This window comes from Acinetobacter modestus, assembly GCF_014636095.1.
GTDB classification, from domain to species: Bacteria; Pseudomonadota; Gammaproteobacteria; order Pseudomonadales; family Moraxellaceae; genus Acinetobacter; species Acinetobacter modestus.
This window is the reverse complement of sequence record NZ_BMDV01000005.1, coordinates 55,890-81,534: the sequence shown is the minus strand read 5'-3', so window position 1 is coordinate 81,534 and position 25,645 is coordinate 55,890. Positions and strand designations below refer to the sequence as shown.

The window sequence follows — 25,645 nt, the reverse complement described above, 5'->3', positions numbered from 1 at the left end:
AAGGCGGTTTAATCCGCCTTGAGTTGTTTTAAAATTGCCTTTAAAACTTCAATTCGTGCTGTATTTTTATCATCCGTAGCGATTACATACCATGGTGCATAATCTGTGTTGGTTCGTTCGAACATATCTGCAGCAGCTTTTAAATAATCGTCCCATTTATCACGATTACGCCAATCTTCTTCAGTAATCTTGAAACGCTTATGTGGGGTTTGTTCACGATCTTTAAATCGAACTTCTTGTTCATCCTTACTGATTGCAAGCCAAATTTTTACAATCACGGTTTGACTATCAACCAAATTTTCCTCAAACCGATTAATTTCATTATAAGCACGTTGCCATTCAACGACTGAAGCAAAACCTTCGATCCGCTCAACCAAAACACGACCATACCATGTACGATCAAAAATGGTAATTTTCCCGCCATCATTCAGTTTATTCCAAAAACGCCACAAATAAGGACGGCGTAATTCATAACGTTCAGGTGCAGCAATACTATGAATTTCATATTCACGTGGATCTAATTTTTTAACAATTCTTTTTATCGCTCCCCCTTTACCTGCAGCATCCATACCTTCAAAAGCAACAATCACTTTTCGTTCGTCGTAACGTAATGCATCAGCAACTTTTTTGGTTAATTTGTTCAATTCCTCTTTGTAGTCATCTTTATCTAAGCTTTGTTTTGAAGGTTCTAACAGTGCTGTGGGAATCTGTGCTTGTTGCCATTTTTCCGTGACTTTAGTTTGATGGTCAGGCAACTCTTGTAAAGTTTGTAATATGTATTGAGCAAAACATTGATCACGCAGAGCTTCGTCTTCACCGTCAATCACAAACCAATCATCGGTAAATCTTTGGCTTAACTCCTGCAAAGTATCGTATTGTTTTTTATTGCGCCAATCTAAACCATGTAATTTATGCCAATGTTGTTCGGACGCATCGATTTGGTCTAAGCGTTTTTGTAAAGACTTCCAAGATAAGTCAAACCAAACTTTGACCACATGTACATTATTATGTTGTAAGTCATGTTCGAATGAACGCATTTGATCAATATAGGCATCAAACAATGTTTCATCCAATGGTTTTGACACATGCATGGCGGTTGACAGCAAATCACTATACCAATTCCCAAACATCACCACGATCTGACCTTCGGCAGGAATAAAGCGCGTATAAGACTGCCAAAAGGTTTGATAGGTCGTTAATAACCGTGGTGCATCTGCTTTAACTCTTAAATAGCGTGGATCTAACCATTCACGTAATTGCTTAACCGCCTCGCCTTTCCCTGCTAATTCAATGCCACTTACTAAAATCAGAACACTTTTTGCATTTTTTTTATCTTGGCTATCTTTTAAGGCATATTGTGCTTCAATCAAATCTAAAGAAAGCTCATCTTCATCGCGCAATTCAAATTTTGGTTGTTGTACACTCATGTTCTGCTCTAAATGACTCATTATTAAGAATAAGTATAGTGAAATCTATTTCACTGAATGCAAAACCCTTGTACAGTTTCTGTAGAGTAAAATCAGTGTATAAACATACTGACCGATTGTTAGACATTTAGGGTTTAAGCTGTCATGGTTCTTCGTTATGATGCAGCCTATGATTTTCTTGTTTTATTTTCTTTGAGTTCGAATATGTCAAAACTCGCAGCATTTGATCATCTTTTATTACAATACCAAACTCTGAATTACCACCAAAATCCAGCACTTAAGCAACGTCTGCATGAAGTACAAGCGTGGATGAAAGCACGCATCGCAGAAACCCATAAAGAATTTTTTGCTCTGCCTGAAAATCAACTGATGGCACAGTATTTTCTCAATCGCTTGTACGGTGGTCCTGATTTTGATGCAATTGCACAGCAAATCGAACGCCTGTTGAAATATGCACATAAAGCAGAAAGCTTACTCCCTGAAAATGCAATTAAAACAGGAACAAAATCGGTCAGTCTTGCTGTACTTGCCACTCAACTCGATGAACAAGTCGCAGAACAACTACTCAAAGATTATCCTTTAGAAACACCATTAACTGATGAAATCATGCGCCAGACCTTAGTCAAACTCGATCAAGGCGATGTACGTTATGAACAATTACAATTACTTGACGAGCTTGGTCTCACATTAGATAAGTATATGCGCTCTACGATGATGTATGCAGCTTTTAAAATGTGTAAAGGCATTGCAACCAAATATCAATTTGAACGTATGTACGAGTTTATCCAAGAAGGTTTTGCTGCAATGAAACCAATGAAATCTGCTGCAACGTTTATCAAAACATTTACGGCAAAAGAACGTGAAATCATCGAAAAAGTCCACGCTGGTCACCCAAACCCATTTCGTGACTAAATTGAATTGATAGCCATCCCTCTTCGTGTTAGGAGGGATTATTGAATTCCAAAACAAAAATTAAAAATGCTTTTGAGCGTGTGACTTTCTGTATATTATTCATAACAATGATATGCTAAACCCTGTAAAAAAATACAAAATCTGTCATCATGCTTGCTGATTCGTGCCGCTAGAGCGAAAGTTTAGGAGAAAACAATGTCTAACGAAAACCAACAGCCTACCCCAGAAGTTGAGCAAAACCCAAGTTCAGACAAAGTCAGTCCTTTCCTCAGTTCTCCACTTCCTCAAGGAGCACCTCAAGGTCAACAGCAATCGTTACAACAAGGTTCAACATCAACACCGAATACATCAGTACCAAAATATAATTTACCACGTGGTGCCAATACAGGAAATGTTGGAGCAACCACTCACTTTGGCTATCAAACTGTAAGCAGTGATGATAAGGCACAAAAAGTTGCTGAAGTTTTTCATTCGGTTGCAAGTAAATACGACATTATGAATGACCTGATGTCATTCGGTATCCATCGTATTTGGAAACGTTTTGCGATTAATATGTCAGGTGTTCGCCGTGGTCAACATGTACTTGATATTGCTGGTGGTACAGGTGACTTAGCAAAAGTATTTAGCCGTGAAGTCGGTCCACAAGGTCATGTGGTTCTTTCAGATATTAATGAATCAATGTTGAATGTGGGTCGTGATCGTCTGATTGATGCTGGCTGTACTAACGTTGATTTCGTACTTGCCAATGCTGAAACTTTAGAACCCTTTGCCGATAACAGTTTTGATTTAGTGACCATCAGTTTTGGTTTACGTAACGTGACGGATAAAGATGCCGCACTACAAGCGATGTATCGCGTACTTAAACCAGGTGGTCGTTTATTGGTTCTCGAATTCTCTAAACCGGTGTTCGAACCATTCTCTAAGCTTTACGATCTTTATTCATTCACTGCATTACCAATCATGGGTAAACTCGTTGCAAATGACTCTGAAAGTTACAAGTATCTTGCAGAATCTATTCGTATGCATCCAGACCAACGTACCCTCAAAGGCATGATGGAAAATGCAGGCTTCCAAAGCTGTGACTACCATAACCTCACTGGTGGTATTGTTGCAGTTCACCGCGGATTCAAACTTTAAGGCTTAAGATATGTGGTCGATTTTAGCACTCGGTGCAGTCGAACGTATCATTCATCATGTGATTGATTTGGATGCGATCACTCGTATTCAAATCAATCAACTGCAAGGGCAATTATTACGTGTCGTGATTGATAGCCCACAACTCTCAGTTGATGTTTTTTTTGATGAAAATAAAGTTCGTCTAGAGCCCACCGTAACGGGACATAGTCAAAAGTCTTCTATTTTTGAACAGCGTCCATTTGATCCTCAATACAAAATCACCGATGCAACTGCGACATTACAAGTTGAAAATGTTGTTGAGTTAATTAAATTATTGCTGAGTGATATGGATCAGATTGGTAATATTCCCCTACAAGGCGATTACCATCTATTACAAGATATTCAAAGAATTATGCAGCAAGCAGAGCCTGATCTCGCTGCGCATTTATCGCCTTGGATTGGTCCGCAACTGGCACATGAATTGGGTAAGATTCAACTTGCACCCAAACAACTCAAGCGTTCATTACAAAGCCATTTGTTCTTTATTGAAGATACTTTAAAAGAAGATAGTGGTTTATTTGCACCACGTTGGCAAATGGATGATCTTCATCGCGAGACACGTCAACTCAATCAAGAATTAGATCGTTTAGAAGCAAAGTTGCAACAGTTAAACACTTCATTTAATTCAGCAAAACATTCCTCACAAGACTAGGTAAGATTTTATATGATTCCGCATGTTACACGGTTACTCGAACTCTGGCGTATTGCAGCACATTATCGCCTTGACACCTTGTTCCCTGCGGAAGAATTACCAGTTAAAGCCCGCCATGCCCTAAATATTATCAAAACCCATCCTGCGGCATGGTCAAGTCGAGAGAAAAAAAATCCACTCAAGCTTAAAGAAGCTTTAGAGGATATGGGTCCGTTAGCGATTAAGTTGGGACAATTACTGTCTACACGTCGTGACTTGATTCCACCAGAAGTATTATCACAATTAGTGTTGTTACAAGACCGTGTCAAACCGTATGACACCCAATTGGCCAAACAACGCATCCAAGAATCGCTCAAAGCAGACGTATCCACTCTATTCTCTCGCTTTGATGAGCAACCCCTCGCTGCGGCATCGATTGCACAAGTTCACACTGCGGCTCTGCATGATGGTCGTGAAGTGGTGGTGAAAGTCACTCGCCCTGATATTCGTAATCAAATTCTGCAAGATTTTGAAATCTTAGCTTGGCTGGGTGATTGGCTTGAAAATCGTTTAGAGGCTGCTCGCGCCTTACATCTGACTGAAATCATTCAAGACTATCGTCAAATTATCTTGAATGAGCTTGATCTGAGTCTAGAAGCGGACAATACCCGCCGAATGCGTCATTATTTTACGGGCTCAAGCATGATGTACGTGCCTGAAGTCTATATGGACAGTAAAGATGTGATGGTAGCTGAACGCATCACGGGTGTGCCTATTTCAGATATCGCAACCTTTGATCGTTTGGGTATGGATCGTGCGGACTTGGCTGAAAAAGGTTTAACCATCTTCTTTACCCAAGTATTTCGAGACAACTTTTTCCATGCCGACATGCATCCCGGTAATGTGTTTGTTGAAACCATTAACCCAAGTAATCCGCGCTTTATTGCTCTAGATTGCGCCATCATGGGTGAACTGTCCAAACATGACCAGATGACAGTTGCCCGTATGTTGCTTGCAGTAATGAATAGCAACTTTATGCAACTGATTCAGATCGTACATCAAGCAGGTTGGATTCCACCGGGCACAGATCAAGATGCCTTGTCACGTGAGATGCGCCGTACCGTTGGCCCAATGGTATCAAAACCAATGGATCAATTGGATTTCGCAGGAATTTTGATTCAGGTGATGGATATTGCTCGTCGTTTCCATTTGGAAATTCCGCCGCAATTAATGCTATTACTCAAAACATTGGTACACGTTGAAGGTTTAGGTACTGATCTTTACCCACAACTCGATATTTGGAAGCTGGCTAAACCGATTTTGACCGAATGGGTCAAAGCCAATATGAATCCGGTCAAAAATATCAAAGAACTTGGACAACAAATCCCGGATCTATTATTAGGTGCTCAAGATATCCCAAGCTTACTGATTGATAGCTTGAATGGTTTGAAAAATCAATCTGCTTGGCAAGATAAGCAACTCCGTGAAATTCAGCAAATGCGTTTACAAATGCAACAACAGCAACGCCGTAGTTGGATGTTTGGTAGCACCATGCTGATTATGCTCACCATTGCGATTATTAGTCCTTGGTTTGTCTCCATCATTTTAATCGTATTGAGTGCACTGATTGCAGTTTGGCGAATTATGAAATAAGTTCAAAAATCCCTTGCTCTGACAAGGGATTTTTTATGGTTAAGATTTCTTTTCAAAAATCGTTTAGTTTCAATTAAGATCATAACTCAACAAATTTATAGATCCTTAAAAAAGAATAAATAATGAAAACTCCACACTTTGCCATTATTGGTACAGGTACAGCAGGACTTGCAACAGCGATTCTTCTTGCGCGAGAAGGTCATCACGTTACGATTTTTGAACAAGTTGACAGACTATCTCCTGTTGGTGCTGGCTTATTGCTACAACCTGCGGGTTTGGCTGTTTTTGAACATTTAGGCGTACTCGATCAGGCGTTAAAACTCGGTGCGAAAGTCACAGGTTTAGAAGGGCAACTTCCCAATAAACGTCTCTTGGTGAATAGCCACTATCATCAGGCTGGCAATAACCTTTATGGTCTTGGTATTCATCGTGCGACCTTATGTCATGTCTTAACTGAAAAATTGGCGGAATATGCAAGTCATGTCACTTGGCGAATGAGTCATAACATTGAGAAAATTGAAGAACAGCCGAATGAAATTCGATTATTTGGCACTCACCAACAACATAACTTTGATGATTGTTTCGATGCGGTATTGATTGCCAATGGTACGCGCAGTCAACTCCGCCCCAAAGCTTGGGTCAAGGTTGATCAAGCTTATCCGTGGGGAGCTGCATGGACAATCGTGCCTGAATGCTTAAATTTAAATCCTGAGATCCTACACCAGTTTTATGATCGCTCTAAAATCATGATGGGCGTTCTGCCAACAGGTGCTATCCCAACTGCTCCTCAGCAAAGGCTTTCCAGTGTATTTTGGAGTTTGCCGACTTCGCAACTGCAATCATTCTTAAAAACTGACGAATCAAAACAGGATTGGTTACAGCAAATTTCTAAGCGTTGGCCCGAAGTCGCAGAATGGCTTAAACAGCTTTTATTGGATGAACAAAATCAACCACAATGGCTCTCGGCACAATATCGTGATGTGGTCATGTCAAAATTTGGACAAGGTCGAATCGGTGTGATTGGTGATGCTGCACATGCCATGAGTCCACAATTGGGACAAGGTGCGAATATGGCGCTTTTAGATGCGTGGGCTTTTTCCCAATCATTACAAGCTACTCAGAAAAATCAGCAAATTGACTGGTCGATATTATGGCAACACTATCACCAACAGCGTGGCTCCTCGACTCAATTCTATCAGTTCCTTAGTCGTTTACTGACCCCACTTTATCAATCTGATCATTGGTGGGCGGGTAGCATACGTGATCTTACTTTTCCGTGGATGTATCAAATCCCCTATTTCCGTAAAGAAATGGCGATTACCATTTCAGGCTTAAAAACGGGCATGTTCGAACAAATGAGCTATCAACAGATTGCGACATACCAACACAATCAAAATGTCTTGATTCAAAACAATCAATCACTACCTGAATATGATTAAGCGCAAAAATAGGATTTGAATTAAAAATGAAAATAAGTCATTTAGATCATTTGGTTTTGACAGTCGCTGATATTGAAATCAGTTGTCAGTTTTATCAATCTGCCCTGAATTTTGAAGTGATTACTTTTGGTGAAAACCGCAAAGCACTGCAATTTGGTCATCAAAAAATCCATTTGCATCAAGTTGGAAAAGAGTTTGAACCTAAAGCACTTCGCCCGACAGCAGGTTCTGCTGATTTATGTTTTATTGCAGAAACGCCATTAGAAGAGGTAATTAATCTACAACAGCTTAATATTAAGATTGTTGAAGGGCCAATACAGAGAACAGGTGCTGTTGATATAATTGTCTCAGTTTATCTTCGTGATCCAGATCAGAACTTGATTGAAATTTCGAATTATCTCAACACTTAAAAAATTAAAATTCATCAATAAAAATAAGGTTAGACATGAAATATAGTTTTCTATGGGCTTTGTATCGGCAGAAAAAGTCTAGCGTCATTCTTTATATTGCGCTGTTTTTGTTACCGAGCTTATTCGATATCTTAAGCTTTTTTGATAAGAAGTACGCATTTCCTTTTTGGTATACACACCCTCAATCTACTGTTGGGCGTATGATTGAAAGTTCAGGTTTTTGGTGGATGATCCTATTTAACCTAATCCCACTCTTTCTACTACTTTTTATCCATCAAAGATACTTGATTAGAATGCTGATTATTTGGGCTTGCTTATCAGGTGTCTATTATATAATTAACCACTGGTTTATTGCTGACTATGCAAGTTCATCCGCATCTATCATTATGTTTGTACTGATATTCCTACGTACAAAAAATAGTGAATTAATGGGATCATCTATCCAACCCAGCACCTAAATCATTTTTTCCTCAACAAGCATAGCCAACCCAAGTCACAACCGCTACACTAACGGCTTTCCACTCAATGGATTTTTCACTCATGTCAAACTGGTTAGATGAAGTTAAATTTGATTCCAATGGTCTTGTTCCTGCCATTGCACAACATCATCAAACTGGTCGAGTGTTAATGGTTGCATGGATGAATCGTGATGCATTACAAGTCACGGCTGAAAAAAATCAAGCCGTGTATTACTCACGTTCACGTCAAAAATTGTGGCACAAAGGCGAAGAATCAGGGCACTTCCAAACAGTGCATGAAATTCGTTTGGATTGCGATGCCGATGTGATTATTCTGCAAATTGAACAGCATGGTGGAATTGCTTGCCATACAGGTCGGGAGTCTTGTTTTTATCGTAAACTCACGCCACAAGGCTGGGAAATTGTTGATGCTCAACTGAAAGATCCGACTACAATTTACGGTGCATCTGCGAAAGTCGAAGCACACGATCATACTCAGGCTGAACAAGTTGACGTACTCAGTCACTTAGGTCGTTTGATGCAAGAACGCAAAAAAGCTGAAGCAGATAGTTCTTATGTTGCCAGCCTATACAAAAAAGGCATCAATAAAATTTTAGAAAAAGTCGGCGAAGAAAGCGTCGAAAGTATTATTGCAGCCAAAGATTATGCAGCACATGCTTCTTTAGAAAATAAGCATGATCTGATTTATGAAGTTGCAGATTTATGGTTTCATAGTATTGTAATGCTCGGCTACTTCGACCTTGATCCACAAGAAGTCCTTGATGAACTTGCTCGTCGCCAAGGTCTATCTGGCTTGGTTGAAAAAGCCAATCGTAGTCAAGAAGCGTAAACCTCGCCTGTGTCGAATATCGAGAAACCCAAAGCTACCTATGAGCAAGCGATTGCAATAGATAACGCTCGTTTAGGTCAGTCCTTTAAAGTGATTGCCTATGCAGGCACAGGTAAAACGACAACTTTACAAATGATCAGTGACGCCATGCCCGAACGGCGTGGTATGTATTTGGCTTTTAACAAAGCGATTGCATCTGAAGCACAGAGTAAATTTCACGGCAATGTAAATTGTCGTACCTTTCACTCTCTTGCCTTTCGTAGCGTACCGCGTGGCGTGACTGATAAATTACGACTACCTCGCTTAAGCCCAAGTTTTATCGCTAAAGAATATCGTTTAGAACCAATCACACTTCGTCGGCTCATGGGCGGACGTTATGAAAAATATGTACTGATGCCAAGTCGTCTTGCGAGTTTGGTTGCCAATGCTGTCAGCTATTTCTGCTCGACCAGCTCACAATATCCTGCCCCTCGCCATATTCAAGCGCCAAGCTGGTTGCACCAAGATGATATTGAATCGTTACAACAACACTTATATCCAGCTGTTGAACGCCGTTGGTTAGAGTCAATTGATCAAAACCATCAAGCAGGGATTGGTCACGATATTTACCTCAAACTTTGGGCATTATCAGAACCTAATATTCCAACAGATTATGTTCTGTTTGATGAAGCACAAGATGCTGACCCACTCATGTTGGGTATTTTACTACGTCAAAAAAGCACACAAGTGATTTATGTCGGTGATGCACATCAGCAGATTTATGCGTGGCGTGGTGCAGTCAATGCAATGCAACAGATGCCTTTACATGAAAGTCGCTTAACGACTTCATTCCGTTTTGGTGATGCGATTGCTGATGTTGCCAATAGTCTGCTTGGCGCATTAAACGAAACTGTTCCACTATTGGGCAATCCAAATGTTAAATCAAGTGTGGTGAATAAACCCCATACCAAAATGCGCGATGCAATTTTGTGTCGTACCAATGCGCGTGCAATGGAACTACTACTTTCTGGTTTAGTGCATGGTGACAAAGTCAGCCTACAAGCTGATCATCAGAAACTCAGTCGTTTTGTGGATGCTGCCAGTTTACTTAAACAAGGCAAACGGATCACCGATGTACCCGAATTGGCTTGGTTCAACTCTTGGCATGATGTACATGAATATTGCGAAACCAATGATGGTAGTGATATTAAGCCCTTAGTTAAACTGGTTGATGATCATGGTACTGAGCCACTCAAGAAAGCACTTGCCAAAATCACGCCGATTGAGCAAGCAGATTATGTCATTTCAACTGCACACAAAGCCAAAGGCTTGGAATGGAATCGTGTGCATATTGAAGATGATTACCAATTTAAAATAAATGGCCTAGAACATAAAATTACAGATGAGGAATTAAGACTACTTTATGTTGCCTGTACTCGTGCTAAAGTAAGTTTAAATATTCATCATCTTTACGATTTAATACAACAATTAAAACGGGGCGCTCCCTCAAGTCTTCGCCAGTCCGTAGGTTAAAGCGCTTATGTTCAGGGAGAGCTTATGCAACTTGAATCAGTGCTATTTAAACATGTTGGCATGTTTCGCGACTTAACTATTGAATTTCAACCGACTCAACGTCCAATTACACTTATTTTAGGTGAGCAAGCTACAGGCAAAACTACAATTTTAAAAAATATCTATCAAGCCTTAACGTGGTTTTCCGCACGTTATAAAGATATTCGCACCGCAGGTGTGGTGATTGCTGATCAAGATATTTTGTTGACACGCTTACAAGCCAAAGTTCAAGTCCAAGTTAGAATGAGTAGCGAATTAAATCATCATCTACCAGAAAGTAGCTCTGCACAAACGACTGACACTCAGAACTGTAGTTGGAAGTTATTTAAAACATTTAACAGTCAAGGCGTTGGAATTAGCCAAGTTGAAACGCAGCAACTTGATCAAATGGTATCGCTATACCAAAAAACTAGTCTTCAAGATCCATTATTTGGATTACCGTTAATTGCGTATTATCCTGCCGAACGTTTTGTACAAGAAGTTAATTTACAAAGCAAGAATGCGCCAGGAACACTACAAGATATTGCTGCCTACGATTTAACAGCGATTCCATACACAACTTTTGCGCGTTTCTTTGAGTGGCTACGGGAAATCAGTGATGTTGAAAATGCTCACTCTGCCCATATCGTCAGACGTCTTATTGGCAACGATTTCGGTCAGCAGAATCAATCAGAGGTTTTGCAGCAGTTACAACAAGAACTGATGAATCATCCTAAACAACTTTCAGCACCTAATTTATATGCGCTGAAAAAAAGCTTACATACCATCTTTCCAGAATTGCATGATATCTATATTCAATATATTCCTAAACTTCAATTAATGGTGCGTTACAAAGATCAGACCATTCCCTTTCAGCAATTATCGGCCTCTCTTAAATCATGGATTGCATTGGTAGGTGATATTACACGTCGTTTATGCTTGCTTAATCCACATTGTTTCGACCCATGTTTAGAAGGTGAAGGCATATTATTAATTGATCAAATTGAGCATCAATTAGATCAAAATATGAGTGCTGAAATTTTAGAGCGTTTGCATCAAGCATTTCCAAGACTGCAAATTATTGCTTCAGGCAATCGCGATGAATTATTAGAACATGCTTTAGAATATCAATGCTTAAGGTTAGGTGATAAAGAAATTTATGAGATTAATCTTGAGAAATCTCAACAACAACTTTCACAACTCTATAATGAGTTAAGCCAATCAGAAAGCATTCCCTTGCAGCAGAATCAAAACTTATTAGAATCAGAAAATTTGGTCAGTAAAGTTGATGAACTCTTTCATCAAATCCAAGCGCTTGATGAGCAAGAAAAGAGTAATTTGCTTCATCTACTTAAAATTGATGATACCCCTCAAGAGACATCACTTTAAGATTGGGCTTTAAGATTGATTGCATCATTAATCCTTATAAACTAGAGGTCAATTTTTTCTTTTGAATAGGTCTTATATACCTGAACACTAGATTGTAGGGATACGCATTTGATCCAAGACCAGATCTCCATCCCTCTTATGTATACAGATAATCGAATGGAAAATATTCAATTAAATAGCGAACAAAAAACATTGATAGACAAGTTTTAGCGACAAAGATGTTGTTAGTTTCATGTAATAACATCAGATTTTTGTTGATTTTTTATAGTAAAATAAAATTCATTTTTTACTTTCAAGTTGTGCAATACAACTTGCTCTTTCCGTTAACTTGATTGGGTTTCGAGACTTGAAACTTTGGCTTTCTCTTTGAACGCCTTAAGTCTTGGAAGAAAATCCACCATTAGGTCTCTCTCGACCTAAATCATCGACATGGATACCAGTGTGCTACCGATTATTATTTTATTACCACTCATACTTGGCACAACCCTTGTCTCACAATTGCAACGTATTTCACGGGGTATGACGGCAATTGGAGCAATTAGCATTAGCCTGAGTTGTTTTATTTTACTGCTTAGCCAAGCTGAAACGGTTTTACAGGGTAATGCCCTGCAACAGAGTTGGGAATGGCTTCCACAACTGGGCATCAATCTTAGTTTTCGCCTTGATGCATTAGGATTATTGTTCGGTTTACTCATTAGTGGGATCGGCACACTGATTTATATTTATGCCTATTATTATCTCAGCCCCAAAAACTCACTCAGTAAACTGTATCAGTTGCTCATGCTATTCATGGCGGCTATGCTTGGAATTTCACTCTCCAACAATTTGATTATCTTACTGGTGTTTTGGGAACTGACCAGTATTTCTTCATTCTTGCTCGTGGGCTATTGGAGTCAATATGATGCCGCCCAACGTGGCGCGCGTATGGCACTCACGATCACAGGGATGGGCGGTTTGGCGATGCTAGGGGGCTTTGTCCTCTTAGGACAGATGACAGGTACTTACCAGATTGACCAATTGGTGTTAATGAAAGAGTCTATTCAGCAGCATCAATTATTCGTTCCCACTCTACTGCTCATTTTACTAGGTGCATTTACCAAAAGTGCGCAATTCCCATTTCACTTTTGGTTGCCAAATGCAATGGCAGCACCTACGCCTGTTTCAGCCTACCTCCATTCAGCAACAATGGTGAAAGCAGGTATATTTTTATTAGCCCGCTTAGCTCCGCTCTTTATTGGGGCAGCGTTGTACCACAATATCGTAACCTTCGTCGGTTTATTCACTTTATGTATGGCAGCGGGTTTCGCCATATTTAAAGAAGATCTCAAAGGGCTTTTAGCTTATTCAACCATCAGCCATTTAGGTTTGATTGTTTGTTTACTCGGCATCGGTTCACCACTCGCTGTTGCAGCAGCAATCTTTCATATCATTAATCATGCAACATTCAAAGCTGCTCTTTTCATGATTGCAGGCATTATTGATCATGAAACAGGAACACGTGATTTACGTAAGCTCAGTGGTATCTGGCAACTCCTTCCGTTCACAGGTACCCTAACCATGATCACCGCTGCTTCGATGGCTGGTGTACCGCTGACCAATGGCTTTATTTCCAAAGAGATGTTCTTTACGGAATTACTGGCAAACCTATCAGGCCCAGTAATGATAATTGCAGCGATCGTTGCAACTTTATCCGGTATTTTTGCTGTTACTTATTCTATTCGCTTGGTACATGGTGTGTTCTTTGATGGTGGGATTGGTAAACACGTTCCTAATAAAGATGCGCACGAACCACCACTCGGAATGCGCTTACCAGCGATTATATTAGCTACATTATGTATTCTGGTCGGCATTCTGCCTGCACTATTGGCTGGAACAGTCGTGAATAGTGTAACGCGTGCGAGTTTGGCTCAACCTGAATTTGAGGGTGTTCATTTAGCGATTTGGCACGGTATTAATGCACCTTTAATCATGAGTCTGGTTGCATTGATGGGTGGTGGTTTATTTTACTTTAGCCTCATTAAAAATGAGCGTTTGCGTAAAATTGACTTAGATCCTTATTTAGGTAAATTCCAAGGCAAACTTTTATTTGAATCATTCCTGAAGCATCTTTTACTTACCAGTCGAAAAATCAAACAAAAGACTGAAACAGGTTCTCTACAAAGCTATCTTCTTTGGATTGTTTTCTTTAGCATCATTATGGTGGGTTTACCTTTATTTAATCAGGGTTTAACAACTGGCACACGTGAGCTTACCCATGCCCCATGGATTGCTGTGGTCTTATGGCTCACATTATTCTCTGGCTGTTGGATGATGTTGTGGTTCCACCACGAACGGATTAAAGCTGTTTTAATTAGTGGTGCTGTTGGACTTGTCGTCACCATGGTGTTTGTCACTCTATCTGCACCAGATCTTGCACTCACGCAGATTACTGTTGATGTTGTTACCACCGTTTTATTGTTGATGAGCTTATCGTTATTACCGCAGTTAACCCCTTACGAATCGAGCCGTCCACGCCGCTGGCGAGATGCAAGCTTAGCAATCGCAGGTGGTATCGGTATTGGTTGGATTACATGGCTAATATTAACGCGAGAACATAATTCAATCTCATGGTTCTTCTTACAGCAATCTCTCCCATTAGGCGGTGGTTCAAACGTCGTCAATGTCATTCTAGTTGATTTCCGTGGTTTTGATACCTTCGGTGAAATTACAGTATTGGGTATTGCGGCAATAGGAGCACTGTGTCTCATGGATGGTATGCGTGCACATGGCACCACCATGACACAAGGTTTATCTTATCGTTTTAACCCTTCACCATTGATGTTACGTATTTCAGCCTCATGGGTACTTCCCCTCGCCCTTGTCGTCAGTATCTACATTTTCATGCGTGGTCATAACTATCCAGGGGGTGGCTTCATTGCAGGTCTGATTACGGCAATGGCACTCATCATTCAATATATTGTTTTAGGTCAAGATAGAACTGAACAACTGATCAAAGCAAAATCTGGTCGTTTATATGAAATTTGGATTGGCTCAGGTTTAGCAATTGCAGGTTTAACGGGTATTGCAGCTTGGTTTTGGGCACGCCCATTCTTAACAACAGCACATATTTATATAGAACCGCCATTATTTGGAAAAATGCATTTAGCTTCGGCTGTGTCATTTGATCTCGGGGTTTATATGACCGTTGTTGGCGCGACAATGCTGCTAATTTCAGTCTTAGGTGATTCGCGTCACTCAAGTATGTCTGGACCTGTTCCAAGTGGAGATAAATAAAAATGGTTAGTATTGAATTTTTGCTCGCTTCGGGAATTGGTCTGCTAACAGCAACAGGCATCTATTTAATTTTACGTGCCAGAACCTTTCCTGTCGTACTCGGTCTGGCCATGATCGGTTATGCCGTAAATTTATTTTTATTTGCAGTCGGTCGTATTCAAATTAATGCACCTGCAATCATTACAGAAACAACTAAAGTAACAGATCCGTTACCGCAAGCGTTGGTACTCACTGCGATTGTGATTGGTTTTGCAACAACCGCTTTTATTGTACAGCTTGCTTTACGCAGTCGCTATGAATCTGGAACAGATCATGTTGACTCCAAAGAAGAACCAACTGTGACTTATGACCCACGTAAGGATGAGCCATAATGTTTGATTTCAATAATTTTTGGCATGCTCATACTCCAATTTTAAGTATTTTGATTCCAGCATTTACGAGTTTTTTATTACTTTTATTAGGCAATCCTGGTTCCGGTTCCCTAAAACAGGATTGGCGCCAACCTTGGCGACGTGGCATTAGTTTAGGTTCTGCACTTCTAGGCTTAATCACAGCAATCAGTTATTTGATGATCGCCAATACAGGTCAAGTTACCGTTTATCAACTTGGTGAATGGTCAGCTCCTTTTGGAATTGTTTTAGTTCTAGATCGCCTCGCTGCATTCATGTTGGTGCTCACTTATGCACTTGCAGTGCCAGTCATTTGGTATGCAAGTGATAACTGGGATACACGTGGGCGCTATTTCCACACCATGTTCCATTTTTTGTTAATGGGTATAACGGGTGCATTCCTGACAGGTGACTTATTTAACTTATTCGTGTTTTTTGAAATCCTGTTAATGGCATCTTATGTATTGCTATTACATGGTCAAGGGCGACCACGTTTCCAGCTAGGTATACATTACGTCACGATTAACTTACTCGCATCAGCGCTATTTTTGATTGGTTTAGGGATGATCTACGGCAGTGTTGGTAGTTTAAATATGGCTGATGTGAGTCGCCTTATCCCAACCTTAGACAGTGATCAACATAAACTTGCAATCGCTGGTGGCTTGTTACTCTTTGTGGTATTTGGGATCAAAGCAGCAATGTTACCTGTCGGCTTTTGGCTACCAAAAACCTATGCAGTCGCGAGCACACCCGTTGCTGCAATTTTTACTATTATGACCAAAGTTGGTATTTATGCCATTCTACGTGTCAATGGTACTGTTTTTGATGATGCAATGGCACAGAGTATTTTCAAAAACTGCTTATTAATGATTGGTTTGATTACTTCATTCTATGGTGTAATCGGTGCAATTGCTGCTGAACGCTTACGCCGTTTTGTTGGCTTTATGGTGTTGTCATCGATTGGAACATTACTCATCGCTATTGCCATGTTTAATACCCAAGCATGGTCAGCAGCATTGTATTATTTAGTCCACAGTACCCTAATTGCGGCTGCATTCTATTTATTTTGTGGTTGGATGACTGCGCAACGTGGTTCATTCAAAGATCATTTAAAAGTTGCACCGAAAATCAAACAGGAAAAAGCGGCTGCTTTTACTTATTTTACCATTGCATTAATGATGGCAGGTTTACCCCCTTTCAGCGGTTTCTTAGGTAAAGTTTTTATCTTACAGGCTACTGCTGAAACGCCTTATCAAGGTTGGATTATTGCTGTTATTTTGATTGTTAGCTTACTTAGCATTATCGCATTCACACGTGTTGGTTTTATCCTTTTTTGGCGTGCTAGCCCACCCGAAGAAAATTCTAAAGAACCAGCATATACCGCTTATCAAGCACTACCTGATACAGCTCCTAATCGGAATGACAAAGCAATCTATGTACTACTGATTGCTTTGATGAGTTATGTTGTATTTGCAGCACCAATTCAGAGTTATACAACTTCAACTGCACAACAAATTCAAAATCATGCGCTTTATCAACAAGCGATTCTAAAACATGATAGTCAAGGTCGTGCCATTAGCGTGCAGCCATTTGATGCAGCATATTTGCCTGAAACTAAATATGGCGGTGAGGTTGAAGATCATAATGCGGTATTAATTCCAGATGTTATCTCAAAACCGACGCTACAAGGTGAGCATATTTCGGAGTATAAACAACGTCAAATTGCAGAACAAACTTTGTCGAATCCAACTATTCCAAATGCTACACAATTAAAACCGATGGAGGAACACTAATGCAAAAACGTGCTTTGCTTGATCGTTGGTTTCCCCACCCCTTTGTATCATTTTTAATTTTTGTGACTTGGCTCATGCTGTCACATAGTTTAGACATCACAGATATTTTTATCGCAATTCTATTAGGTATCTTTGTTTCACGTTTGGTAAGCCCTTTTATTGCACGTACACCACATATTCATTGGTTTCCTGCAATCAAACTTTTTTTTGTGGTGTTATGGGATATTGTGATTTCAAACTTTCGTGTAGCTAAAATGGTGCTTGGACCAATGGATGAGTTGCATCCAAAATGGTATCGCGTGCCATTAGAAACTGAGCATGAGCAAGTAAATACTCTACTCGCAATGATCATTACAACGACACCAGGTACAGTATCCGCAGGGATTGATCAAGAGCGAGGAGATATTTTAGTTCATGCACTCAGTACCGATAATGCTGAATTAGATATTCAAGACATCAAAAATCGTTATGAGCTACCTTTGCTCGAAATCTTTGATGTAAAGATTGCAGAAGGAGCAGCGAAATGACCATTTTACCTTATGCACTTGCGATTAGTTTAGTGGCGATCACGATCTCCATGTTTCTTTGTCTCATCCGCATGATCATTGGGCCATCTGTTGTTGATCGCTTGTTAGCACTCGATACTCTTTTTCTTAATGCAACATGCTTGATTGTGGTGTTAGGTATCTATTGGGCAAGTACCAATGTATTTGAAGGTGCTTTATTGGTGGCGATGCTCGGTTTCGTTTCAACTGTTGCACTGGCTCGCTATTTTACCACTGGACATGTGATTGATTAAGGAGAGTGGTTATGCAAATAATTTTTGAGATTATCATTTCGTTCTTTTTGATCTTTGGTGCATTTTTCATGCTCGTAGGTTCAATCGGAATGATTCGCCTACCCGACTTATTCATGCGCCTACATGCACCGACTAAATCAAGTACGCTAGGCTTAGGGAGCTTTTTAATTGCGGCTATGATATTTGGAGCGACTCAAGGTCGTTTCGGTTTTGCTGAATTATTGATTACTTTATTTGCCTTTATTACTGCCCCAGTATCTGCAAATTTGATGGCACAAGCTGCAATTCATTTACGTTTGCGTTCAACCAGTGGTGATGTTCCAGAAGCTTTAAATCGTCCGCTACCGTGGCAACGTTATCGTCGTAATACAGAAAAGAAAGATCAACTTTAAGTTGGTCTTTTTATTGAGTTCAATGTATTTTTTAATTTTTAGAAAGCCTAAACTAATTAACTAGCTCAAAGATATAATTTTAATAGAAAAAATCATATCAATCACAATGATCTATAGCACAAAAGAAAGCCACCCGAAGGTGGCTTCCTTTTAAAACTTATTCTTTATCGTCTTGCCCTTGTTCAGGCAGATCCTTCACAGCTTCCGCGATCAGACCAAACATATAGTTACCATAAGCATTGGTTTTATCGTAATGGAAACGCAATCTTGGCGTAATACGTGTCTTGATACGACGGCTCAATTCATGACGCAAGAAACCAGAAGCTTTATTCAATACATCTAAAGTTTCTTTATTTGCGACTTCACTTTGCTCATCACCAAGTTCACGTCCCATCACAGTGACATAAACTTCAGCATAACCCATGTCTGCACTGACTTTCACCGCAGAGATGGTCACTAGACCACCTAAGCGAGGATCTTTAAGCTCTTGACGGATCAGCTCAGACAACTCACGTTGTACTGAATCCGCCATGCGCTTTAAGCGTTGGCTACCCGCCATTAAAGACTCCGTTTAATCAATTGAACATCATAGACTTCGATCTTGTCTTTAACTTTGATGTCTTTATAGCCTTTGACCGCAAGACCACATTCCATACCAGCACGAACTTCTTCAACAACTTCTTTATAACGACGAAGAGATTCAAGTTCGCCTTGGAATACAACCACATCATCACGTAATACGCGAATCGGTTTATTACGATGCAATGTACCTTCAAGTACCATACAGCCAGCTGCTGCACCAAACTTACTTGAGTGGAAGACTTCACGTACTTCTGCAACACCCAAGATCGTTTCACGATGTTCAGGTGCAAGCTTACCGCTCATTGCAGCTTTTACATCATCAATTAAATGATAGATGACGCTGTAATAACGAATATCGATGCCATCTTGATCAGATTTTTGACGAGCAGTGTTATCTGCACGGACGTTGAACCCTAACAATACTGCTTCTGAAGATTCAGCTAAAGTCACATCTGACTCAGTGATCGCACCAACACCGGAACCGATAATACGGACTTTCACTTCATCTGTAGAAAGCTCATCAAGCGCAACATGTAATGCCTCTAAAGTACCACGCACATCAGTTTTGAGTACGACATTCACATAAGGAATATCTTTTTTACCCATAGATGCCATGATGTTTTCAAGACGCATTGCGCTTGCGCGCTCTAGACGTTTATGACGTTCACGATCTGAACGAGCATCTGCAACTTCACGTGCTTTCTTCTCATCATTCACGACAAGAACTTCATCACCAGCCATTGGTGCATCAGGTAAACCTAAAATTTCAACTGGAATTGAAGGACCCGCTGAAGTGATACGTTGACCATTTTCATCAACCATCGCACGTACACGACCATAAGATGAACCTGCAAGAACCAAATCACCAATATTCAAAGTACCGTTTTGTACCAGAATAGAAGTCACTGCACCGCGACCTTTGTCAACACGTGCTTCAATCACTACACCTTGTGCCGCGCCTTCTGCTGAAGCTTTAAGCTCCATCAATTCAGCTTGGATCAAGATGAGATCAAGTAACTCATCGATACCCGCACCAGAGTGTGCTGAAACTTTAGCGATAGGTGTATCCCCACCCCATTCTTCAGGCACGATTTCTTTATGTGCTAATTCATTTAATACACGATCGACATCAGCAGATTCTTTATCCATCTTATTGATGGCAACAATAATCGGTGTACCCGCAGCACGCGCATGGTCAATTGCTTCAGCAGTTTGTGGCATTACACCATCATCAGCTGCAACAACAAGAACTACGATATCCGTTGCTTTCGCACCACGTGCACGCATCGATGTAAACGCAGCATGTCCTGGTGTATCTAAGAAAGTAATAATGCCTTTCTCAGTTTCAACATGGTATGCACCGATATGCTGGGTAATACCACCCGCTTCGCCTGCTGCCACTTTAGAACGACGAATGCGATCAAGTAACGATGTCTTACCATGGTCAACGTGACCCATGATTGTTACTACTGGAGGACGAGTGGTTTGTTCACCACGCGCTTCTTCAGCTGCAACTAATAAGTTGTCTTCTGCTTGTGTATCAGAAACTAAAACTGGATTGTGACCCAATTCTTCAACTACCAATACTGCTGTATCTTGATCAATCGCTTGGTTTTGAGTAACAAGCTCACCCATTTTCATAAGTGTTTTAATTACTTCACGAACCTTAACCGCCATTTTCTGCGCAAGATCAGCAACAATAATTTTTTCGCCGATCTCAACATCATAAATTTGCTTCTTCACAGGTTTTTCAAAACCATGTTTATTCGCTTGGCTGGTTTTTAAACCACGCTTATGATGGCTTTTGCTGAAGCTTTGCTCTGCCTGAGCATCACCACCACGACCGCCTTTTTTACCAGCGCGTGGGTTTGCTGTCGCACCACCGCGTTTAATTTCGCGGTCTTCCTTATTAAAGGAATCTTCATATGCTTGTCCAACAAGACCAGCAGCTAAAGGTGAATCATCAATTACACGAATGGTTGTAGTCGCATCATCACTCGAATATTTTGATGCCATTTTACGCATTTGCTCAAGCGTACGCTGTTGCGCTTCTTCAGCAGCCTTACGACGCACTGCTTCTTCAGTTGCTTTCAACTGTGCTGCTTGTGCTTCACGTGCTTTCTTTTGTTCAGGTGTTTCTGTAGGGCGAACAACAGGCGCTTTCAAAATCTTATCGCTGTTACGCTTTTTCACTACAACTGCTGCTTTCGCAGTTGTTTGACCTGCATTATCAGAAGTATGTGCTGCACGCATTGCTTCTAACGTTGCATTGGCTTTTTGTTCAGCTACATCACGTGCATTTTGAACAGCTACATCACGTGCATTTTGCTCTGCGCGTACTTTAGCATCTGCTTCTGCACGTGCTTTCGCTTCTGCTGCAAGTAATTCTGGATTCGGTTTAGCAAAAACTTGTTTCTTGCGAACTTCAACATTAATGTTTTTTGCTTTACCCGAAGTACTTGTTACTTTAGCAGTACTGGTTGTTTTACGTTTCAACGCAATTTTTCCTGTGTTACCACTGTCCTGACCATGTACTTTTTTCAAGTGATTGATCAAAGTATCTTGCTGTTCAGCGGTAATAATGTCATCTGCTTTACGCTGTGGTAGACCTGCTTCGCGAACCTGCTCTAGGAGTTTCTCTACAGGACGTTCTACGCTGAGCGCTAACTCTTGAATCGACTTGTCCGTCATCTATTATCTCCTAGTTAAACCATGATTCACGTGCTTTCATGATCAATTGACCTGCTTTGTCATGACCTAAACCTTCGATATCTGAAATATCATCAGTCGCTTGATCAGCCAAATCATCAATTGTAATCACACCACGCGCCGCCAATGCATAAGCAATCTCAGTGGTCATACCATCCATACCGAGAAGTTCTGCGCTTGGCTCTTGAATATTTTCTTGCTGTTTCAGTGCATCAGTTAAAGCAGCTTCTTTAGCACGGCTTTGAAGCAATTCAACTAAATCTGCATCTAGTTCAATTTCATCAAATGTTTCAGCTGGAACATAAGCAATCTCTTCTAATGAAGTAAAGCCCATTTCCACCAATGCTATTGCTAAATCTTCTTCAATATCGAGACGTGTAACAAACATATCTAAATACTGTTGTGCTTCATTTTGCTGACGAGCACGATACTCTTCTTCTAACATCATGTCGAGTTTATAACCCGTCAATTCCGATGCTAAACGAACATTTTGCCCTTGCGAACCAATTGCACGTGCTAACTGATCATTGGTTGCGAAGATAATATCTGCACTGCGTGCATCTTCATCTAGCACAATACCTGATACATCAGCTGGCTCTAATGCGCTTGCAATATATTGTGCTGGATCATCAGACCACACTACTACATCAATACGCTCACCGTTCAACTCTTGTTGTACTGCTTGAATACGCGTACCACGCATACCAATACATGCACCTACAGGGTCAATACGATGGTCATTGGTTTTCACTGCAATTTTAGCACGAACACCCGGTTGACGAGCAGCTGCTTTAATTTCAATGATTTCTTCAGAAATTTCTGGAATTTCTTTTTTCATCAATGCAATTAGCATCTCAGGACGGGCACGAGACAATAATAATTGTGCGCCACGACCTTCGCGGTTTACGCTGTATAAAATGGCATTTATACGTTGCTTAGGACGCAAAATTTCTTTATGAATGGTTTCTTCACGCGCCAAGTAAGCTTCAGCGTTATCACCTAGATCAATGATGAAACCATCTTTGGTTTGTTTTTTGACTTCGCCGTAAATCAACTCACCCACTTTAGATTCATAGGCATCTGCAACCAAAGCACGCTCAGCTTCACGAATCTTTTGTACAATGACTTGTTTCGCAATTTGAGCAGCAATACGACCAAACTCAATTGACTCAACTTCTAGCTCACGCACATCACCGATTGACCATTTTGATGGATCAACATCTGAGATTGCATCTTGGCAAGCTGGCATTTCATGATCTTCATCCGCCACAACTGTCCACTGACGGAAGGTGCGATAATCACCTGTTTTACGATCAATCTCAATACGAAGCTGTGCTTCTTCTGAATGTGTTCCTTCGTAAAACTTTTTCTTCGTTGCTGCAACAAGTGCTTGCTCTAATGCTTGGAAGATCGCCTCACGACTAACACCTTTTTCATTACTAACCGTTTCTGCAACGGTAAGAATTTCGCGGCCCATAAGTCACCTACCGATTTCTTATAAAATTAAGTTAATATTAGTCTTGATAGATTAAATTTGCTTTATCAATATTATTACTATCAATTTCAAGCACATGTTTACCTTCCACTTCGACTTGAATGATTTCATTTTCTAAGTCTACAGAAAGTAATTTTGCTTGAAACTTACGACGATTCTCGACGGCAGCAATTAATCGTAAAGCCACTTGTTGCCCAATATAAGCAGGCAATTGATTGAGTTGGAAAAATGGACGATCCCAGCCCGGTGAAGAGACTTCTAAAGCATATTCACCTGAAATTGGGTCATGAACATCAAGCATTGCACCCACTTGTTGTGTCACTAAAACACAATCTTGAACGCCAATACCACGCCCTTGTTCAACTTCGCCATCTTCATTCAAGATAGGTTCAACATTCTCATCAACTACTTTATCAATATAAATACGTAATAAAGAACGTTTACCTTGTGGTAGGAATTCAATCCCCCATAGATCTACACCACACGCAGCTACTGCTGGCGCGATTAGATCATGCAATGCTTGAGATTTATTTGATAATTTCATTTACTCTCGTCGCTCTCATGCGAGCCAATCAATCTTAACCGTATAGTGAAGCACGACTATTTGACCAATTGATGTCGAACACTACACGATAGCTAAACAACCAATAAAAAAGGGCGTAAATCGCCCCTATATTACACAGAAAACCGAAGTCCACTGTGCAAAAAGGCCCACCTTATTGTGAGCCTCTTTTAGAAACTTGGTAGCGGGAGCTGGATTTGAACCAACGACCTTCGGGTTATGAGCCCGACGAGCTACCAGACTGCTCCATCCCGCATCAACGTGCAAAAATTATATACAAATATAAAAAAAAGTCAATTTAAGTTTTTCTATATTTGCTTGATTAAGTTGCACCTTAATCAAATGGTAGCGGGAGCTGGATTTGAACCAACGACCTTCGGGTTATGAGCCCGACGAGCTACCAGACTGCTCCATCCCGCATTAACAACATCGCTGCATACACCAAACTTACTGGTTATTAAGCTTGGTGCGGAAGGGGGGACTTGAACCCCCACGCCCGAAAGCACTACCACCTCAAGGTAGCGTGTCTACCAATTCCACCACCACCGCAGCTTTGTGGGACGCATTCTATTCCTTTAAATATAAAAAGGAAAGCGCTAATTCAACTTATTGAGTTGTTTTAGGTGCGTTTGATGAAGTTTCAGGCGATGTTACTGGTGCGGAGGTCGTGGTTTGAGCGGATTTTAAGCTATACGCATCAGCTGTTTGTTTTTTTGCAAAAACAGCCAAAGTTAAACTCGTAGCAAAAAACAAGGCTGTAAAAATCGCGGTTAAGCGTGTTAAAAAGTTACCCGCTCCAGAAGCACCAAATACCGTAGCAGCACCACCGCCACCAAACGACGCTCCTGCTTCAGCACCCTTACCTTGTTGTACTAAAACCAATCCAATAATCATAACTGCTAAAATGATATGTACAACGAGTATAAAACTATACATTTCTACTTCCTATTATTTGCTTTGAGCAAATGCTTTTGCAATTTGATAAAAAGATTGTGCATTGAGTGATGCACCTCCAACCAAAGCGCCATTAATATCAGGACATGCAGCCAACTCAACAGCATTCTCGGCTTTGACACTACCGCCATACAATATAGCCATGTTTGTACCGAATGATGTAATTTGTTTTAAGCCTTCACGTATTTTTGCATGCATTGCTTGAGCATCCGCAGGTGAAGCTGTCTTCCCTGTTCCAATTGCCCAAATCGGCTCATACGCTATCACAATATTTTGCCATTGTTCAGCTTTAACGACGGATGCAATATCACAAATTTGTTGTAATACAACTTGTTCCGCAGCGCCTTGCTCACGCTGCTCTAAGCTTTCGCCAACGCAATAGATCACCGTCAAACCTGCATTTAATGCATTTTGCAGTTTTGCTTTTAAAATATTGACGTTGTCACCAAATAATTCACGGCGCTCAGAGTGTCCAATCAATACATATTCAATCTGACTATCTTTTAATAGTTCCGCACTTACCTCACCTGTATAAGCACCAGTACCTGCCACACGAGAAAGATCCTGAGCCACAGTATAAACGGCTCTGGTTGCATCTTTTAACTGAGCATGAACACTAGTCAACGCAATCGTTATTGGCGCTACACCAATATGACATTGCTCAGGAGAAATATTGTCCTGTTGTAGTAACTGCTTAAATTCTTCTATTAATTGGAAAGCATTCGCATGCATTGGATTCATTTTCCAATTGCCAATAACCCAAGGGGTAATCGCCGAATTCGACATACTTCGCCCACCTACGACTAATTTATAAAAAATGCT

22 protein-coding genes and 3 tRNA genes are annotated in these 25,645 nt (G+C 40.6%); 15 read left to right on the top strand and 10 right to left on the bottom strand.

Features of this window, described 5'->3' with window-relative positions:
- Positions 1-8 precede the first annotated feature (8 nt).
- Positions 9-1,427, bottom strand: coding sequence for a polyphosphate:AMP phosphotransferase (pap, locus tag IEV17_RS12090; RefSeq protein ID WP_004659237.1), 1,419 nt, complete (start codon positions 1,425-1,427; stop codon positions 9-11).
- A gap of 204 nt (positions 1,428-1,631) precedes the next feature.
- Between pap and IEV17_RS12085 the strand changes: the two genes are divergently transcribed.
- From IEV17_RS12085 to IEV17_RS12015, 15 genes are all read left to right on the top strand, one after another.
- The gene (locus tag IEV17_RS12085) at positions 1,632-2,339 is read left to right on the top strand and encodes a DUF8198 family protein (RefSeq protein ID WP_188363584.1); all 708 of its coding nucleotides are present in this window, start codon (positions 1,632-1,634) and stop codon (positions 2,337-2,339) included.
- Positions 2,340-2,534: 195 nt separating this feature from the next.
- On the top strand, positions 2,535-3,476 hold the full coding sequence (gene ubiE, locus IEV17_RS12080) for a bifunctional demethylmenaquinone methyltransferase/2-methoxy-6-polyprenyl-1,4-benzoquinol methylase UbiE (protein ID WP_004659241.1): 942 nt from the start codon (positions 2,535-2,537) through the stop codon (positions 3,474-3,476).
- 10 nt (positions 3,477-3,486) lie between these two features.
- Positions 3,487-4,167: a ubiquinone biosynthesis accessory factor UbiJ gene (locus IEV17_RS12075; RefSeq protein WP_004659243.1), complete on the top strand. Its 681-nt coding sequence runs from the start codon at positions 3,487-3,489 to the stop codon at positions 4,165-4,167.
- A gap of 12 nt (positions 4,168-4,179) precedes the next feature.
- The gene (locus tag IEV17_RS12070; RefSeq protein WP_004659245.1) at positions 4,180-5,799 is read left to right on the top strand and encodes an ABC1 kinase family protein; all 1,620 of its coding nucleotides are present in this window, start codon (positions 4,180-4,182) and stop codon (positions 5,797-5,799) included.
- Positions 5,800-5,921: 122 nt separating this feature from the next.
- Complete coding sequence (locus IEV17_RS12065; protein ID WP_004659246.1) at positions 5,922-7,238, top strand: FAD-dependent oxidoreductase; 1,317 nt, start codon at positions 5,922-5,924, stop codon at positions 7,236-7,238.
- Positions 7,239-7,264: 26 nt separating this feature from the next.
- Positions 7,265-7,648, top strand: coding sequence for a VOC family protein (locus IEV17_RS12060; protein WP_004659247.1), 384 nt, complete (start codon positions 7,265-7,267; stop codon positions 7,646-7,648).
- A 540-nt stretch (positions 7,649-8,188) separates the two neighbouring features.
- Complete coding sequence (gene hisIE, locus IEV17_RS12055) at positions 8,189-8,956, top strand: bifunctional phosphoribosyl-AMP cyclohydrolase/phosphoribosyl-ATP diphosphatase HisIE (protein ID WP_004659252.1); 768 nt, start codon at positions 8,189-8,191, stop codon at positions 8,954-8,956.
- Positions 8,957-8,965: 9 nt separating this feature from the next.
- Positions 8,966-10,468: a UvrD-helicase domain-containing protein gene (locus IEV17_RS12050; protein WP_004659254.1), complete on the top strand. Its 1,503-nt coding sequence runs from the start codon at positions 8,966-8,968 to the stop codon at positions 10,466-10,468.
- 24 nt (positions 10,469-10,492) lie between these two features.
- Positions 10,493-11,875, top strand: a complete 1,383-nt coding sequence (locus IEV17_RS12045; RefSeq protein ID WP_004659256.1) for an ATP-binding protein — start codon at positions 10,493-10,495, stop codon at positions 11,873-11,875.
- A gap of 429 nt (positions 11,876-12,304) precedes the next feature.
- Positions 12,305-15,148 (top strand): monovalent cation/H+ antiporter subunit A, encoded by a 2,844-nt coding sequence (locus IEV17_RS12040; RefSeq protein ID WP_034600711.1) that lies wholly within the window; start codon positions 12,305-12,307, stop codon positions 15,146-15,148.
- A 2-nt stretch (positions 15,149-15,150) separates the two neighbouring features.
- The gene (locus IEV17_RS12035; RefSeq protein ID WP_004659259.1) at positions 15,151-15,519 is read left to right on the top strand and encodes a Na+/H+ antiporter subunit C; all 369 of its coding nucleotides are present in this window, start codon (positions 15,151-15,153) and stop codon (positions 15,517-15,519) included.
- Entirely contained in the window at positions 15,519-17,330 is a 1,812-nt protein-coding gene (locus IEV17_RS12030) for a monovalent cation/H+ antiporter subunit D (RefSeq protein WP_004659261.1), read from the top strand. Before IEV17_RS12035 ends, IEV17_RS12030 begins: the two co-directional genes overlap by 1 nt.
- Entirely contained in the window at positions 17,330-17,857 is a 528-nt protein-coding gene (locus IEV17_RS12025; RefSeq protein WP_004659263.1) for a Na+/H+ antiporter subunit E, read from the top strand. The genes IEV17_RS12030 and IEV17_RS12025 overlap by 1 nt, the downstream gene beginning before the upstream one ends.
- Complete coding sequence (locus IEV17_RS12020) at positions 17,854-18,129, top strand: monovalent cation/H+ antiporter subunit F (RefSeq protein WP_004659265.1); 276 nt, start codon at positions 17,854-17,856, stop codon at positions 18,127-18,129. The genes IEV17_RS12025 and IEV17_RS12020 overlap by 4 nt, the downstream gene beginning before the upstream one ends.
- Positions 18,130-18,140: 11 nt before the next feature.
- Positions 18,141-18,521 carry a Na+/H+ antiporter subunit G gene (locus tag IEV17_RS12015; protein WP_004659266.1) on the top strand — a complete coding sequence of 127 codons (381 nt, stop codon included), beginning with the start codon at positions 18,141-18,143 and terminating at the stop codon, positions 18,519-18,521.
- Between the two features lie 157 nt (positions 18,522-18,678).
- Here IEV17_RS12015 and IEV17_RS12010 read toward each other — a convergent pair whose 3' ends face one another.
- From IEV17_RS12010 to tpiA, 9 genes are all read right to left on the bottom strand, one after another.
- Positions 18,679-19,080 carry a ribosome-binding factor A gene (locus IEV17_RS12010; protein ID WP_004659268.1) on the bottom strand — a complete coding sequence of 134 codons (402 nt, stop codon included), beginning with the start codon at positions 19,078-19,080 and terminating at the stop codon, positions 18,679-18,681.
- Positions 19,080-21,794 carry a translation initiation factor IF-2 gene (gene infB, locus IEV17_RS12005; RefSeq protein ID WP_004659269.1) on the bottom strand — a complete coding sequence of 905 codons (2,715 nt, stop codon included), beginning with the start codon at positions 21,792-21,794 and terminating at the stop codon, positions 19,080-19,082. Before infB ends, IEV17_RS12010 begins: the two co-directional genes overlap by 1 nt.
- A gap of 10 nt (positions 21,795-21,804) precedes the next feature.
- Entirely contained in the window at positions 21,805-23,289 is a 1,485-nt protein-coding gene (gene nusA, locus IEV17_RS12000) for a transcription termination factor NusA (protein ID WP_004659272.1), read from the bottom strand.
- 37 nt (positions 23,290-23,326) lie between these two features.
- Positions 23,327-23,851 (bottom strand): ribosome maturation factor RimP, encoded by a 525-nt coding sequence (gene rimP, locus IEV17_RS11995; protein WP_004659273.1) that lies wholly within the window; start codon positions 23,849-23,851, stop codon positions 23,327-23,329.
- Between the two features lie 197 nt (positions 23,852-24,048).
- A tRNA-Met gene (locus IEV17_RS11990) sits at positions 24,049-24,125 on the bottom strand.
- Between the two features lie 87 nt (positions 24,126-24,212).
- A tRNA-Met gene (locus IEV17_RS11985) sits at positions 24,213-24,289 on the bottom strand.
- 44 nt (positions 24,290-24,333) lie between these two features.
- Positions 24,334-24,418, bottom strand: a tRNA-Leu gene (locus IEV17_RS11980).
- Positions 24,419-24,475: 57 nt separating this feature from the next.
- Positions 24,476-24,805, bottom strand: coding sequence for a preprotein translocase subunit SecG (gene secG, locus IEV17_RS11975; protein WP_004659275.1), 330 nt, complete (start codon positions 24,803-24,805; stop codon positions 24,476-24,478).
- 12 nt (positions 24,806-24,817) lie between these two features.
- On the bottom strand, positions 24,818-25,609 hold the full coding sequence (tpiA, locus tag IEV17_RS11970) for a triose-phosphate isomerase (protein WP_004659276.1): 792 nt from the start codon (positions 25,607-25,609) through the stop codon (positions 24,818-24,820).
- Positions 25,610-25,645 lie beyond the last annotated feature (36 nt).

What these genes read in the sequence shown, in the direction of transcription:
- IEV17_RS12060 (WP_004659247.1), top strand. Translation starts at nt 7,265, where the DNA reads ATGAAAATAAGTCATTTAGATCATTTGGTTTTGACAGTCGCTGATATT.
- IEV17_RS12025 (WP_004659263.1), top strand. Translation starts at nt 17,330, where the DNA reads ATGCAAAAACGTGCTTTGCTTGATCGTTGGTTTCCCCACCCCTTTGTA.
- IEV17_RS12065 (WP_004659246.1), top strand. Translation starts at nt 5,922, where the DNA reads ATGAAAACTCCACACTTTGCCATTATTGGTACAGGTACAGCAGGACTT.
- infB (WP_004659269.1), bottom strand. Translation starts at nt 21,794, where the DNA reads ATGACGGACAAGTCGATTCAAGAGTTAGCGCTCAGCGTAGAACGTCCT.
- tpiA (WP_004659276.1), bottom strand. Translation starts at nt 25,609, where the DNA reads ATGTCGAATTCGGCGATTACCCCTTGGGTTATTGGCAATTGGAAAATG.
- IEV17_RS12020 (WP_004659265.1), top strand. Translation starts at nt 17,854, where the DNA reads ATGACCATTTTACCTTATGCACTTGCGATTAGTTTAGTGGCGATCACG.
- hisIE (WP_004659252.1), top strand. Translation starts at nt 8,189, where the DNA reads ATGTCAAACTGGTTAGATGAAGTTAAATTTGATTCCAATGGTCTTGTT.
- IEV17_RS12030 (WP_004659261.1), top strand. Translation starts at nt 15,519, where the DNA reads ATGTTTGATTTCAATAATTTTTGGCATGCTCATACTCCAATTTTAAGT.
- IEV17_RS12085 (WP_188363584.1), top strand. Translation starts at nt 1,632, where the DNA reads ATGTCAAAACTCGCAGCATTTGATCATCTTTTATTACAATACCAAACT.
- ubiE (WP_004659241.1), top strand. Translation starts at nt 2,535, where the DNA reads ATGTCTAACGAAAACCAACAGCCTACCCCAGAAGTTGAGCAAAACCCA.
- nusA (WP_004659272.1), bottom strand. Translation starts at nt 23,289, where the DNA reads ATGGGCCGCGAAATTCTTACCGTTGCAGAAACGGTTAGTAATGAAAAA.
- IEV17_RS12015 (WP_004659266.1), top strand. Translation starts at nt 18,141, where the DNA reads ATGCAAATAATTTTTGAGATTATCATTTCGTTCTTTTTGATCTTTGGT.
- IEV17_RS12040 (WP_034600711.1), top strand. Translation starts at nt 12,305, where the DNA reads ATGGATACCAGTGTGCTACCGATTATTATTTTATTACCACTCATACTT.
- IEV17_RS12070 (WP_004659245.1), top strand. Translation starts at nt 4,180, where the DNA reads ATGATTCCGCATGTTACACGGTTACTCGAACTCTGGCGTATTGCAGCA.
- IEV17_RS12075 (WP_004659243.1), top strand. Translation starts at nt 3,487, where the DNA reads ATGTGGTCGATTTTAGCACTCGGTGCAGTCGAACGTATCATTCATCAT.
- IEV17_RS12045 (WP_004659256.1), top strand. Translation starts at nt 10,493, where the DNA reads ATGCAACTTGAATCAGTGCTATTTAAACATGTTGGCATGTTTCGCGAC.
- rimP (WP_004659273.1), bottom strand. Translation starts at nt 23,851, where the DNA reads ATGAAATTATCAAATAAATCTCAAGCATTGCATGATCTAATCGCGCCA.
- IEV17_RS12035 (WP_004659259.1), top strand. Translation starts at nt 15,151, where the DNA reads ATGGTTAGTATTGAATTTTTGCTCGCTTCGGGAATTGGTCTGCTAACA.
- pap (WP_004659237.1), bottom strand. Translation starts at nt 1,427, where the DNA reads ATGAGTGTACAACAACCAAAATTTGAATTGCGCGATGAAGATGAGCTT.
- secG (WP_004659275.1), bottom strand. Translation starts at nt 24,805, where the DNA reads ATGTATAGTTTTATACTCGTTGTACATATCATTTTAGCAGTTATGATT.
- IEV17_RS12010 (WP_004659268.1), bottom strand. Translation starts at nt 19,080, where the DNA reads ATGGCGGGTAGCCAACGCTTAAAGCGCATGGCGGATTCAGTACAACGT.